Source organism: Nostoc sp. NMS9 (assembly GCF_017114995.1).
Classification (GTDB): Bacteria; Cyanobacteriota; Cyanobacteriia; order Cyanobacteriales; family Nostocaceae; genus Nostoc.
The window spans coordinates 1-14,306 of sequence record NZ_JABXKL010000015.1 but is presented as its reverse complement, the minus strand read 5'-3'; the positions used below and the strand labels follow the sequence as shown (position 1 = coordinate 14,306).

At 42.5% G+C, this 14,306-nt stretch carries 10 protein-coding genes; 4 read left to right on the top strand and 6 right to left on the bottom strand.

What is annotated here, in order from left to right; genetic code table 11:
• Positions 1-9 precede the first annotated feature (9 nt).
• The 3 genes from HWQ40_RS05280 to HWQ40_RS05270 form a co-directional block, all read right to left on the bottom strand.
• A complete protein-coding gene (locus tag HWQ40_RS05280) occupies positions 10-1,263 on the bottom strand; it encodes an MFS transporter (protein ID WP_292775404.1) in 1,254 nt (417 codons plus the stop codon).
• A 156-nt stretch (positions 1,264-1,419) separates the two neighbouring features.
• Positions 1,420-2,433, bottom strand: coding sequence for a glycosyltransferase family 2 protein (locus tag HWQ40_RS05275; RefSeq protein ID WP_292775403.1), 1,014 nt, complete (start codon positions 2,431-2,433; stop codon positions 1,420-1,422).
• Between the two features lie 14 nt (positions 2,434-2,447).
• Positions 2,448-3,152, bottom strand: a complete 705-nt coding sequence (locus HWQ40_RS05270) for a C40 family peptidase (RefSeq protein ID WP_292775402.1) — start codon at positions 3,150-3,152, stop codon at positions 2,448-2,450.
• Between the two features lie 9 nt (positions 3,153-3,161).
• On the opposite strand from HWQ40_RS05270, the gene HWQ40_RS05265 reads away from it, so the two are divergent.
• Positions 3,162-4,094, top strand: a complete 933-nt coding sequence (locus tag HWQ40_RS05265; RefSeq protein ID WP_292775401.1) for a serine hydrolase — start codon at positions 3,162-3,164, stop codon at positions 4,092-4,094.
• 196 nt (positions 4,095-4,290) lie between these two features.
• Here HWQ40_RS05265 and HWQ40_RS05260 read toward each other — a convergent pair whose 3' ends face one another.
• A complete protein-coding gene (locus tag HWQ40_RS05260) occupies positions 4,291-5,847 on the bottom strand; it encodes an NAD(P)-binding protein (RefSeq protein ID WP_292775400.1) in 1,557 nt (518 codons plus the stop codon).
• Positions 5,848-5,996: 149 nt separating this feature from the next.
• Here HWQ40_RS05260 and HWQ40_RS35565 point away from each other — a divergent pair, with 149 nt between their 5' ends.
• Complete coding sequence (locus HWQ40_RS35565; protein WP_366933914.1) at positions 5,997-6,125, top strand: hypothetical protein; 129 nt, start codon at positions 5,997-5,999, stop codon at positions 6,123-6,125.
• A 152-nt stretch (positions 6,126-6,277) separates the two neighbouring features.
• On the opposite strand, the gene HWQ40_RS05255 is transcribed toward HWQ40_RS35565, so the two are convergent.
• Positions 6,278-7,918, bottom strand: coding sequence for a metallophosphoesterase family protein (locus HWQ40_RS05255; protein WP_292775399.1), 1,641 nt, complete (start codon positions 7,916-7,918; stop codon positions 6,278-6,280).
• Positions 7,919-8,735: 817 nt separating this feature from the next.
• Entirely contained in the window at positions 8,736-10,244 is a 1,509-nt protein-coding gene (locus HWQ40_RS05250) for a DUF3131 domain-containing protein (protein WP_292775398.1), read from the bottom strand.
• Between the two features lie 176 nt (positions 10,245-10,420).
• Here HWQ40_RS05250 and HWQ40_RS05245 point away from each other — a divergent pair, with 176 nt between their 5' ends.
• Positions 10,421-10,996, top strand: coding sequence for a TIGR04376 family protein (locus HWQ40_RS05245; RefSeq protein ID WP_292775396.1), 576 nt, complete (start codon positions 10,421-10,423; stop codon positions 10,994-10,996).
• Between the two features lie 663 nt (positions 10,997-11,659).
• A partial coding sequence (locus HWQ40_RS05240) for a HEAT repeat domain-containing protein (protein ID WP_292775395.1) occupies positions 11,660-14,306 on the top strand: 2,647 nt, incomplete at its 3' end.

The following is a 14,306-nucleotide window of genomic DNA, read 5'->3' as shown; positions in this document are numbered from 1 at the left end:
AGTGAGGAGTTAAATTTCATCACTCCTAAGTTTTAAGTTTTTCAAGGCGTAGGCATCTGGAGCTAGACCTAGTGCAAAGCGCAGTGAGTTGGATAGGTTTTTGCTCGAATGGGTGAGGAAGAGGACAAGTGCTAGAGAAGTGATCGCAGCACCGTAGCCAAACATATCGCGGTAGCCTACAAGTTCTGCGATAATACCCAAAAGAGGAGCAGCGATCGCAATTCCCAGATCAAGTCCAGCTATGCATATAGCAAAAATTTTCCCCCGTTCTTGCGGCAGCGAGCGGTCTGCCATCATGGTAATCATCATCGAGAACAGTGTACCACCACCAGCACCTTCAGCGATCGCAGCCAGTAAGAAAACGATCGCACTGTCAGCCTGCCACAGCAGTATTAACGCCAAAACGTAGCAAAAAATACCAAAGGTAATAAACAAACCGCGCCCGAAGCGATCGCTTGCCTTACCAGCAAACACCCTGATAGTAAAACTAGAAATTGCCGCAGCTGTAAAAAATAGTCCGCCATTGAAGTCCACTTCAGTGGATTTGAGGAACAACGATACAAAGGTATGTACAGCACCAAGGGACAAACCAACCAGCAACATAACTATAGTTGGAACTCTCACCCGTGGACTGGCCAAAATTTGCCAAAATTTGTGATCCTCTCCCTCTGTCTGCTCCTGCGTTTGCACTGGCGGATTTGTAACTTGTAAAATCCCCAAGAGGGCGACAAAACCCAATTCCGCGGATAACAGAAATAACATCCCGTAACCACTTGTCGCTTCTAAATACCCACCCAAGGCAGGGCCAATTGCTAAACCAATGGGAGTTGCTAGGGTCATGTACCCAATGATTTCACCACGAGTCTTGGCAGGTGCTAAATCTGCGACTAAGGCACTGTAGCCAGTGCCAAAAGCAGCAACACTAATGCCGTGAAAAATCCGCACCAGGATCAACAGCCCAATTGATTGGGTTGCCAAGTAACCAAAGGGTGCGATCGCAGCTACGATCGTACCAATCAACAAAACAATTTTGCGACCGCGTTCATCGGCTAATCGTCCCAGCATTGGGCGAGATAGCAATAACCCAATGGCGAAACTGCCCATCACAAGACCAATTTCTTGCTTGCTTGCGCCCACATCATCGATGTAAAGCGGTAGAGTTGGTAAGAGCGAAGACAGGCTCGACCAGAATAATAAACCTGCCGTAAATAAAATCAGCAGGTTGCGCCGCAGTTGGGCGTCAAAGGTATTAAATGCTTTCAAGGTAGATGCAATTTAACTAGTTTTTTGTCATTTGTCATTTGTCATTTGTCATTTGTCCTTTGTCTAGAGTCAACCAATATTTACTCTTAATTATTTGCTAATGACTAATACTTCGACTACGCTCAGTACAAGTGACCAATGACTACTATTGTTACGTTACTTAACATTTTTTGCTACCACCTCTCGCACGCGATAGATAGGCCGTCCTTGGGATTCGTGGTATGTACGCATGAGCAATTCTGCTAAAAGTCCGAAGCAAAACAGCTGCACTCCCGTTAGTAGCAGCAGAACTGCTAAAATCAGCAAAGGGCGATTGCCAATCATCTCACCTAAAGCTAATTTGACGAAAGTCAAGTAAATTCCGATCGCAGTGCCCGAAAACATTGAAATCAAGCCCAACAGCCCAAAAACGTGCATCGGACGGGTGAGGAATTTTTTCATAAACAGAATGGTTAACAAATCCATCAATACCCGGAATGTCCGCCAAATTCCATATTTACTACGACCAAAGCGGCGGGCGTGATGACGTACAGGTATTTCGGTAATTCTAGCTCCTTCGATGTACGCCAAAGCAGGTAAAAATCGGTGTAATTCCCCGTAGAGGTTCATATCTGCCAAAAGTTCGGGACGATAAGCTTTCAGCGAACAGCCATAGTCATGAATATTCACGCTAGTGGTGCGGCGAATTAGCCAATTGGCAATTTTAGAAGGAAGTAAACGATTTACAGCCCCATCTTGGCGTTTTTGCCGCCAACCACTCACCAAATCATAACCCTCATCCAGCTTTGCTAATAACATCGGGATATCAGCTGGATCATTCTGGAGATCGGCATCTAAAGTAACGATCGCTTTACCGACTGCATAATAAAATCCAGCAGCCATCGCCGCAGTTTGTCCGTAGTTGCGACGCAAAATCACTGCCTTTAAATCAGTGCGGATTTGCGCCTCTTTCTTGAGCAAATCCCCAGAACCATCTGTAGAACCATCATCCACACAAATGATTTCATAATTTATCTGACTAGAGGATAAAGTAGAGGCGATCGCTTCTAATAAAAGTGGCAAACTTTCCACCTCGTCATGTATCGGCACCACCACCGAAACATCTGGAACAATTGTTGAAATCGCCCCATTCTCCTCACTACTCCTTTCGGAAACCAACCCACTCCTCATAAGCCTCAGCGTCCTCAGCGTCTCTGTGGTTCGTAACTCTTAAAAACTCTACCAGCACCTCGCAGCTGTTGATAGTACGACTGACTAACCGTATCTCCCTGTTCCGAGAGAATATCAATTCCGATCCCATTCCGTCCCTGCTCTTTCCCAGAACTATGGATATAATAACCATCCGCCAAATAAAGCCCGACATGGGTGGCTTTTTGGCTAGTTCCAAAAAATACCAGATCCCCAGCTACTAATTCTGCAATTGTAATTGGTTGAGTGAATCCTTCCTGTTGATAGGCATCTCTAGGTAGCCAAATACCCAACGAAGCAAACGCCGCCTGTATTAACCCAGAACAGTCATAATTTGGCCCAACCGTACCACCCCAAAGGTAATAATTTGATTGTTGCATCGCTTTTTGGGTAAAGGCGATAATCTCTGCTAGGAGTTTTTTAATCTCCGATTCAGAAAATGTTGCAGCCTGATAAGGTACAGTAGCAGATTGTAATGAATCAAAATCTGAAAGGTATACCCATCCTGGATAGTCATCTTCACATAAATACACCTCAACCGCCAAATTTTGATGATTTGATGTTACCCACAAATGTCTTCCAGATGCAGCTTGAGTTGCTAAACGCGTACATTCAGGAGAATCATATAAATTCAGGTCAGCTAAACACTGATACTCCCCTGATTTTGGATTTTGGATTTTGGATTTTAGATTAAAGGACATTATCAGAGAATGATTTTTTTTAATAAAGACGAACAACTCGAAAATCTTGGGTTAGGCATTTTAGATGCAACTTGGGCAGCATTTGGAACCTTAGCACGTAACCAAATTGCCTTGACTTGGGTTGTTTACGATCCACCAGTGCGAGTAAATACTGGTGGGGCGCTGACTCCCAACGCTTTTTGGGATCACTCAGTTCGTGGTTTCACTTATCGCGGTGTTGAGCGGATTTATCCTGCCAGTGTAGTCAAGCTATTTTACCTGGTGGCGGTAAACGAATGGCTAGAAAAAGGCATGAGTCAAACCTCCAAGGAGTTGGAGCGAGCTTTGCAGGATATGATTGTCGATTCTAGTAACGATGCTACCAGCTTAGTTGTAGATATTTTGAGTGGCACTACATCAGGCCCAGAATTACCAATCGGCCCCTTTGAAACCTGGAAATATCAGCGTAATATTATTAACCGCTATTACCAGTCTTTGGGTTGGGAAGAAATGGACACAATAAACGTCTGTCAAAAAACTTGGGGTGATGGCCCTTATGGGCGGGAACGGGCATTTGTAGGAGAATTACTAGAAAATCGTAATATGTTGACCACAAATGCGATCGCTAGGTTACTGCATAGTATTGTAGGTGGAGTAGCGGTTTCAAGTGCGCGATCGCAAGCCATGATGGCTTTACTGAAACGCCCTCTCAACGATATATCCCCTGATGCCGAGGAAAATCAGGTAACAGGTTTTTTAGGCGGTGGACTGACTGAAAATGCTCAAATTTGGTCAAAAGCAGGTTGGACAAGTCAAGTTCGCCATGATGCTGCGTATATTGAGTTACCAGAACAGCGTCCTTACCTCTTAGTGGTATTTACTGAAGGGAAAGCCCAAGCTAAGAGTCGGGATATTTTACCCTTTGTTTCTAAACTAGTTGCCGAAGCGATCGCTAGTCTATGATCTACTCTCCTTCTCTACGAGAAGCTACGCATTCGTGTAGCGTTCCGTTCGCGCAGCCTCTGGTAGAGAAGAGAAGGAAAGGCAGTTCGTTAAAGAGGTAACTTTTACGGAGTTCAACCACTCATTAATGACGAATTCTGCCTCTTCTGTAGTAGATACACTAACCTATATTTTTGTCAAGACTAATTTAGAGACATTAGCCTAGACGTGTAATAGATTTAGTCTCCGCCAAATAGGTAATATTAAGATTTTCTTTTGTTACTATTTGATCCCAAAGATCGCCCCAACCTTTTTTCAATGCGGTAACAACGGGTTTATTTTCTACACCCAAATTATCGAGCAAAATCGTTTGGATAACGATAGGTGTGATCCAGATTAAGCCATAATAAGCGGGGATGGCTGTCATCACACCATACCCCTGCACAGAATAGATATACTCCATCATGCCCACAAGGCTAAGTAGTTTGTTGTCTTCCAAGAACTGATAAAACGTTTTATTCAGCAATGCCATTGGTGGCTTTGCTGGCATCGGCTTTTGTAAACCCATGATCTCGTAATGAAGGATATTGTATCTGGCAAGGTCAAAAGCAATTCTAAGTTGTATCAACCTTGAATCATAATCTTGGGGGCGACCTAGTAAGGCTTTAGCTTTCAAAACGATATATTCGGGTTGTGTAACAAGGGGAGCCACATGAAAAGAATCTGGAAATTCGCCTTTGGTGAGAATCCCTCTAAAATCCTGATCATTTCCAACGAAATCAATTTGGTCGTTGTCCACAAAAAATTCCTTCAGTTCCTCGATCATGTGATAGTAGGAAGGCGATAAATAACATGTGCCTAACTCACAGACTGTCTTCTCATCTGAGCCGCTTGGATAAGGGCCGTCTTCAGTAATGGTATGGGTTTTTCCACAGTATCGGTCGGTTGATTCCAGAATTTCTATATTCGTGTATCCCAATCTCTTTAGCCTAACGGCAAATAAGAGACCACTAACACCAGCACCCAGAATTACAATCGGCGCGTCTGAATCACTTGGCAAGGCTTTTTTTGCACTGTCCACAGAATTCAGCATTAATGCGGCGTAATCCCAGCAATGCAAGACCGATTCAAAGCAAGTGAATCCATGCACATACAAGGTCTTATTGTGTCCCTGCAAATTCAGAAGCTTCCAAGGGAAGCCCTCCTTCAAGTCTTCATTAGAGAAGTGATCAAAGTAAGGTGTAGTGACGGTTTCCACTACCTCGTAGTTGAGAGAGAATGGCCACCAGTCGCTGTTCTGCAAGTCCTGTTTAAGTTTTTTCTCAAACTCACTGGCGGGCCATGGGGTCTTAGTTTCGCCTACCAATTGATAGACAGTCACCAAGTTATGTGTCATTTGACTCGCACGCTGAGGTCCAAATTGCTTGGCGGATTCGTTACGATATGCATAGACAGTTCCGTTCATCTCCTCCAATAGTTTCGGACCAAATATGACAGGATATGTTTTTGTCTGGGAAGATGAATTATTGACCTCGACTTTGAGTAGCGATGTATGGAATGTGAAATTTCTCAACTTGTCAAAGATAGTGCGTTCTTCAGGCGTGTAATCACAAATTTTAGACAAGTTCCTGGGGTCACAAGCTATGACAAGTAATTCACAGTTTTTTTCAATAATGGATTCGCCATTACCGTTGATTGTGTATTTGAGGCGGACTGGGTTCAAACGTGAGGACGAAGAAGGCGTTACGTCGTTGCTGTTTCTTAGCTGTACCATTGCTGTTTAAATGCTATATATTAACTGTGCGATTTAATACCTGGTTTGAATTTTACATTATCAAATCAAACTACACAAGCAAGCTAAGAATAAGAGAGCGATTTTTTTTCGGGGGAGATGGGGGATATGCAATGCAGTAAGATGACCCAATGTCCGATTCTGAGCAACTTGTAATCTACCAGCTTCATATTTTTATCCTGGGCATCAGTCCAATGATTTGGCGTAGGGTCAAAATCCGCAGTGACAGCACAATCGCCGATTTGCACTACATTACCTAGATAGCAATGGGGTGGACAGATTCCGACTTACATCGCTTTGTAATCCACAGCAAGCAGTACGGGATTGCTCTTTGTTGGTGGAATGGGGTTTTCTGACGACCATAGAGTTGTCAAATTATCAGATTTTGGCTGGCGAATGCGAGATGACCCTACTATTTCAATTTAAATTCATCAAATTTCAATACTTCCGAATCAGGCTTGCGAGTATCAAAGCGATAACTACTTATCGTACCCGTCCCCGTATCAAAGATACTGAAAACCGTAATATCATTACTCGCAATATAAGGCATTGGCTTTGCATCTTCACCAAGCATTGGGGCAATTGTTGGCACTATCGGTTCTAACCCATTAGGATCGCCAAGCTTAACATAATCCTCTTGATATCCAATTGGCACTTCTCGCTTTCTATCACCCCAAGCAGCGCCATAAGTATTACCTACATTAGATGTTTCTAGAAAGTGCATTCCACTGGAACTAACAAAGCGGTTCCACAAATGGGAATGCCCATAGAATACCAATTGCACATTAGCTGCTTCAAGTATTGGGACAACATCGCGGATAATATAATCTGCGTCTTTAGGGTACTCGTAACGCACTGCTTTGATATTGCCGCTATCCCGTTCAATTATCTGTACTGGTTCTGTATAAGCAGGAACTATATTATCACCCAGAGTGTGGGGTGGATGATGGAACATCACAACTTTGTATTTTGCTTGTTGAAACTCAGGGCTGTTAAGTTCCGACTCTAGCCAATTATATTGCTTGCTGCCTTTAGCAATTGGCTCATAAATCACCTGTCCATAACCCCAATTTTCAGGATTATTTAAATCCTTTTCAGCTTCTCGATATCTACCCTTATGCTTTCCATTTAAGCTGGGAGTCCGCCACATATTCGTAGCGTACAGTACCACCAAACGCGCATCACCAAAACTAACTGCATAATACCTTTTTCCACCCTCTTTACTTTTTGGTAAAGAGAAAATCTCTTCGTAGGTATTAGTATTAAAAGAATTATCGATTAAAGATTTATCTGGGTAGATTTTTTGAGCAACAACACGGGGAATTGTATCATCAAATTCATCATTTAAACTTCCCGTCCTGGCAAAGCGCCCCATCACCTCATGATTGCCAATGCAAGTAAACATGGGTGCATGTTGAATTATTTGTCCACCAGTGTAGGTTGTCTTAACACCGTCGTGCGTCATTTCATATTTAGCATGACCTTGTAAACCAGGAAACAAAGCACCACCAACATTATCATCAAACCATTCTGAGGCGCGATCGCTAACGTTTACCAAATCACCGGCAAACCACACGCCATCAACCCGTCCAACTGTTTCTACCACCTTTTGCAGATTTGCCGCTGTCATCGGTTTTAATTGATGATCTGAGGTAAGTAGAATTTTTAGTGGTGTATCTGATTTGGGAGTAGCTGCAAGGCTAAAAACATCACTGTCAACACTCTCGCCGTCTTCTTGCACACTCGTGACACGATAGTTAACCCGCACACCAGGAGTTAACCCAGTTACCTCAGCCTCATGTCGCCAAATGTCTCGCTGGACGGGTTTTTGATAAACTTGTCCGTCTTTGGTTTGGTTTGCAACTCTTGAGTGTTGGTCTTCACGTATGCGACTGAGTTTGGTAGTATTTGCCTTAGCAGCTTGTTTAAGATTTTCGCCGTAGCTTACTGTGTGATTAACACCAGCAAATTCAGTAAACCAAACTACTCGTACTGAAGTTGCAGTTGGCAGTTGCAAAAATGGGTCGGTGAGTAGTTGGGGTGCTGATGTCATAATTGTTTGCCCAAATGAACGCAGACCTACCAAAGTAAAGCATATAACAAGCACAAGCATAGCTACTAAGGAAATTTTTCGGCTGCGTAAGCGTTTGAGCATGAGTAATATCATGTCTGCTTGATTACTTATCAAACCTGAAGAACCCCACCCCGCCAAAGCTACGCTTTGTCTCCCCTCCCCGCTTGCGGGGAGGGGATTAAGGGGTGGGGTGCAATGACTGTGGGAATCATAACTAATTATGCGGACATGATATAACATACCAAATTTTTTAGGGTATTCACCGACTGAACGCATTTTATTATGAAATATGGCGAACACCCTTGAGGAATAGCAACTTATACCAATTCAAAAAATACTTACGACACATAACCCCACCCGGGCTGACGCGCACCTTCCCCTTGTAAAGGCTACAGTGTACACACAACTGATTAACCAAGGTTTTACCCCACCCTAACCCTCCCCTTGCAAAGGCTACGGTGTACACACAAGTCGGAAATAGTAGTCTGTCAAGGAATAATTGACGAGTATATTCGTCTGTAGAGACGGCGATTTATCGCGTCTTGTTAACGAGCCAGTCTTTTAGACGCGATAAATCGCGTCTCTACATGAGGGCTTTCTGGCTGATCCCAATGGGGTAAAACTGGATTTGACTTGTGTGTACGCCGCGCCGTAGCCTTATAAAGGGGAGGGAACGAAATTTCCTATTTCCCCCCTTTTAGAAAGGGGGATTGATGGGGGTAATTTGACTTGTGTCTATACCGTAGCTTTACTGAGGGCAAGGTTGGAGAGGGTATTATCACTAACATGATATAACTTACGGTCTTTTTATAGTCTTCTCAGTTGACTTATGACTCTTGACTCCTGCCCAAACAGTAAGTGGTTGCCCAACTTGCTTATACAGTAAGCTCTCCAGAATTACACCATTATTGTTAGCGGTGAGAGTTTTATTGGGCTGATGCAGAGACTCATAAAAGCCGTTGTACCAGCCTTCTTTAGACTGAAGGTTGCCTTGAACGAAATCAAATAACTTGCGGGTATAAGCAGTGTTATAAAGTACATGCCAGCCGATCGCAGCTTTGGCACTGAGGAATCGCAAATTGTTGTGCTGTTCTCTGGTATCTGCAATGGTTGCCCAAGGTTCTCCGTTGACAAATAGGCTATTGTAAACAAAGTATGGCGGGCGATCTAAGTTATCTTCAGTGACGGCAGTTAATTGTTTTGTGGCTTCATAACGTGCTGCTTGAGCAGCTAAAATCCGATCGGCATAAGCTTTAGGCAAAGCTTGAAACCCAGTTTCGATACCATCTAAGATATAGGGTTCGCTAAGAACGTAGTTATTGGCTCCAGAGTTTTTATAGTCCCGTTTGTCGTAAGGAATTCCCTGTCCGTAAAGATCGACAAAGGCAGTATGGGACTGATAATCTAAGGCTTTGTTAACATCCAAGCCCCAAAGCTTCAAACCATAAGCAGCATAATTCTCATAGCCTAAGCGACCCTCTTGATTGTACTGTTCTATGCCTTTGATAACGGCAGTACCGTACATTTGGCCATTTGTGGTCAGACGCTTGACTTGCCAATGTTTCCAAACTGCTGCTGTTTGCGATCGCATTTCGGGATACTTTGCCTCGACAATCTTCAACCAGATTGCCATTCTTCCTAAATCAATAGCTGACCATCCAATTTCTTCCCGTTTTTCTAGTTGACCATAATTAACAGGTACGAGAGTTTTCGCATTGTAAACTTTGTTGGGGAGTTCTCCTTTATACAAAGGCATTGATGCCAGTGTATTCAACATTTTGCTCATTTTGGCTGCAAATTCAGCCGCAGGCACGATATTGAGTTCTCTAGCACTGACTAAGGCTGCGATCGCTGCTGTCTGATCCCACATACTTATAGAGGCAAAGCCATCAACAGAATTAATCAAGCCAGTTTCATCGTTCCAGTTGTGCTGGAAGTATGACCAAGCCTGACGGGCCGTTGTCGTTTCTTCTGGGGTCAGTTTTCCAACTCCAGGAGCAGTATAGGGAATTATGGCTACTGTTAATTGGTTCTTAGGAATGGGTTGACCCGGCAAAACTACGGATTTAGCATCAAGACTGGCAACTATTTCAGCTTCTTTCGCATCAGAGACAGGGGGTTGGGTTTTCTGTGGTTGGGAAGCAGTTGGGGATGTTGATGATATTTCAGGTTTTTTTATAGAAGTCTGGGAAAGTTGCTTAGACCAAACATTTAAAATTGCGATCGCGATCGCAGCGGTAACGATTCCTCCTACAGAAGCTAGTATGGACAAGCTCTTAGGTGGTGGTTGAAAATCAGAACTCATACTGATTAAAGCCTTATTTTGTAAGTCAGGGTTGTTTGCGTAGTTTCACCAAATACATTCTTCCCAACTTTGAAATCTAACTAACACCCAGAAGTTCACCCGATGGGAACTATTAAAATTTACATTCCGCCCACTACAATAAAGTAGTCACGCACCCGATCTCTGGAGTTCTAGCAGTGGGATTATTTGATGATTTGAGTCGGTTTCTAGAAAACCGTTTAGAAGAATTCTTGCGTAACAATCCACATTTGGAGTTAGAGGCGCTGCTAGAACAGCTGCGTGAGCAAGAAGAAGACACATTAAAGCTGATCGCAGATTTAAAATTACAAGAAAAGCGATCGCAAGAAGAAATTCTCTCCACCGCGCAAGAAATTCAGCGTTGGCATATCCGCATTCAAAAAGCCAAAAACGCCAATAGAGAGGATTTGGCGGCGGCGGCGGGTGAGCGAGAAGCAGCCCTGTTGCGCGAAGGAAATCAGCGCTGGGGACACATGCAAGGGCTGAAAGAACGCATTAACCAATCTCAGGAACTACTGCAAAAAATTCAGCAGCGGCGACAGGAGGTACAAGCTAAAGCCGCCGAAGCACAGACAGTCCGTGCTAAAGCCCAAACCCAGCAGCGTTTTGAAACCAGTGGCTGGTCGAATCAGACTAGCAGTTATTCGAGTGGTTTTGATGACTTAGAAGAGAAGTTCCGTAGCTGGGAAACTCAGGATGAATTAGAACAAATGAAGCGGAATATGCAGAAGTAGCGCGTATTGGCTAAAATACGCCGAAATAACAAATGCGTACGCCGAAATAACAAATGCGTACGCCGAAATAACAAATAAGTTCGCCGAAATAACAAATGAGTTCGCCGAAATAACAAATGAGTTCGCCGAAGTAACAAATGAGTTCGCCGAAGTAACAAATGAGTTCGCCGAAATAACAAATGCGTACGCCGAAATAACAAATGAGTTCGCCGAAATAGCAAATGAGTTCGCCGAAATAGCAAATGCGTAGGCGCAGCCAACCGTAGGCATCGCCAGAAATAGCTTACTCACTTGGTTTTTCGCGTTAGTTTTACCCCACCCTAACCCTCCCCTTGGAAAGGGGAGGGAACAAGATTTCTTATTTCCCCACTTTACAAGGGGGGTAATAATGTGATTAAAATCACAGCCAACTATTTTTTATACAACCTCTTAAGCTGAGTGAGCACTAAAAACGAAAAATCAAAGTTTTCAGGCACATTTCACAAGAAGAATTAGGGATTTTTAGAATAGTAGGATAGGTTAATTGCTGTTGCTTATGGAAAAAAGCAACAGTTGCAGGCAAATCAGGATTACCCCGTCCCTGAATCGGTTGTAAAATTCGCGCAGCAACTGACAAAGCTAATAAGCGTGTAGTATGTATATTAACTATATATACCAAGCAATATGAGTGTAGAGTTATTAACTATTGCTGGCTCAGTAGGAAAAGCAGTATTTCCAGAAATTGTTAAGAAAATCAATAGTGAATTAAATCCTACAGACTTAGAAAAAGCTTTGAAAGCAGGTGTACAATCCGCCCAAGAGTGGGATGCTAATCAAGATTCTGATAAGCATTTATTTTTTCGTTGTACTCCAAAGGATGCGAGAGAACTTTTAGAGAGGTTTTTCAAAGATACAGGAGTTCAAGAAGAATTACAGAAGCCTTTTACAGAGAAAACAACCCCAAATCTACAAGTTTTAATTCAAATATTCCACAGAATTAAATCAGAAAAGCCAAACTTAGAGTTTCGCAATGAGAGTATTGAACATTGGCTGAAAAAGTTTGCAGATGCTTATTTTGAACACACTAATACATATTTAAAGTTTCAAATTGCTAAATCAGATTATCTCAAACAACTACTAGGCTATTTTGATGGTGTTGAATTTGTCGGCATAAAGGTAAAAACAAAAGAAGAAGAAAAATTTGCTAAACTACCACAAATTTTTGTGATGCCTAATGTAGTTGAGCAGGTAAAAGAAAATACAGGCAATAAATTTGTTATGTTAGGAGAACCAGGAATTGGTAAAACAGCTTTTATGAATTACCTTGTCAACTACCAACCCCAGCAAAATTTACTTTGGGAACAACAAAGTAGTGGCAAGAAATTCTCAGCCCAAGAACTGCTGAAAGAAAATACACGCAATAAATTTGTTGTGTTGGGAGAACCAGGAATTGGTAAAACAACTTTGATGAGTTATTTTGCTGTGATGCTGGCTGAACAGCAGACTGAAAAACTCGGTTTATCAGCAGACTTAGAGTTACTGCCAATTTTGATTAGAATTAGAGACTTAGGCAAAGCTTCAAGGAAGAATCTTTTAGAATATGTACGCAATTTTGCCAATAGTATTCATGTTAAAGAATTGCCCAAAGGTTTCTTTGAACATTGGTTAGAAGATGGTAGAGCGTTAATATTACTTGATGGCTTAGATGAAATTGCTAAACCAAGCGATCGCCATGAATTTGTAAAGATAATTCACAGCTTTCTCGGACAATATTCTCAAAATCGGGCAATTATAACTTCGCGTCCAGCAGGTTATAGTCGCGAGTTTTTTGGTACAGATGAATTCCCTCATTATCAGCTAGAAAAATTTGATGATAGTCAAATTGATTTATTTATTCAGCAATGGTATAACAGCAGACTGCCAAACAACCCAGAAAAAGCACAAGAGCGTCAAGAAAGTTTAAAAAAAGCATTAGCAGCACAAGAACGCATTAAATTATTAGCAGGCAATCCTTTACTACTGACAATTATTGCTTTGATTCATCGCTATGACGCACATTTGCCCAGACAGCGATATAAACTCTATGAACAGGCAGTTGATACGCTATTGATTAACTGGGATGTAAACAAGGGTATTGAGTCTTGGAAGCTGAATTATATTCAATTGGATGATATCAAAATATTGATGCAACGCCTAGCTTATTGGATTCATTCTCAAGGTGAAACTGGCGATAAAGAAGGTGGGACGCTGATTGAGAGAGATGAGTTAATTACGCAATTAAGCGAATATATTCGTGAATGTAATTATCAAGTTCAGAAACATCAAGCTCAAGAGGAAGCCAAACGTTTAGTTGACCATATTACAGAACGCTGTGGTTTGTTAAACGAACAAGGTCAAGATAGATATGCCTTTGTGCATAAGACGTTTCAGGAATATTTGGCAGGAGAAGAAATACGCGATCGCCAATCAGGAGACTTTAACGAAGTACTAAATTACATTCGAGATTATCTACACAATTCCCATTGGCGAGAGGTGTTGTTGCTGTTAATAGCTCAACAAAATCCAAAGAACTCCAAAAGAATTATTGATGAAATTCTGCAACAAGAAACTCCTTATGAAGAATGGCTGCACCGCAATCTTTTTTTTGCAGGGACTTGTTTATCTGAAGATTTAAAATTATCTGATGGTAATTTGATTACAGATATTTTGCAGAGATTAGTTGAGCTTGAAGTTAGCAATTCTCGCTTAGTAGGTGAGAAAGTTAAATCACAAGTTTTTCAAATTCTTTGCAATTTAAATGAAACCCAGTTTCAAGCTCAAGCACTACAACTGTTGAAAGCATCAACAAATTTGATAGATGAATGGCGACTGCGAGAATATCGGGCAGCTTTAGGTGAACAACAGGAAGTATTGGCAGAACTGCTGGGTTTACTCAAAGGTGAGAGTGTGGGTTACTCTGTTGCTCAAGCATTGGGCAAGTTGGGCAACGCCTCGCCACAGGTAGTTGAAGCACTGCTGGGTTTACTCAAAGATAAGAGTCAGAGTGTGCGTGACTCTGCTGCTGTTGCATTGGGCAAGTTGGGCAATGCCTCGCCACAGGTAGTTGAAGCACTGCTGGGTTTACTCAAAGATAAGAGTCAGAGTGTGCGTGACTCTGCTGCTGTTGCATTGGGCAAGTTGGGCAACGCCTCGCCACAGGTAGTTGAAGCACTGCTGGGTTTACTCAAAGATGAGAGTGAGAGTGTGCGTTACTTTGCTGTTGTTGCATTGGGCAACTTGGGCAACGCCTCGCCACAGGTAGTTGAAGCACTGCTGGGTTTACTCAAAGATG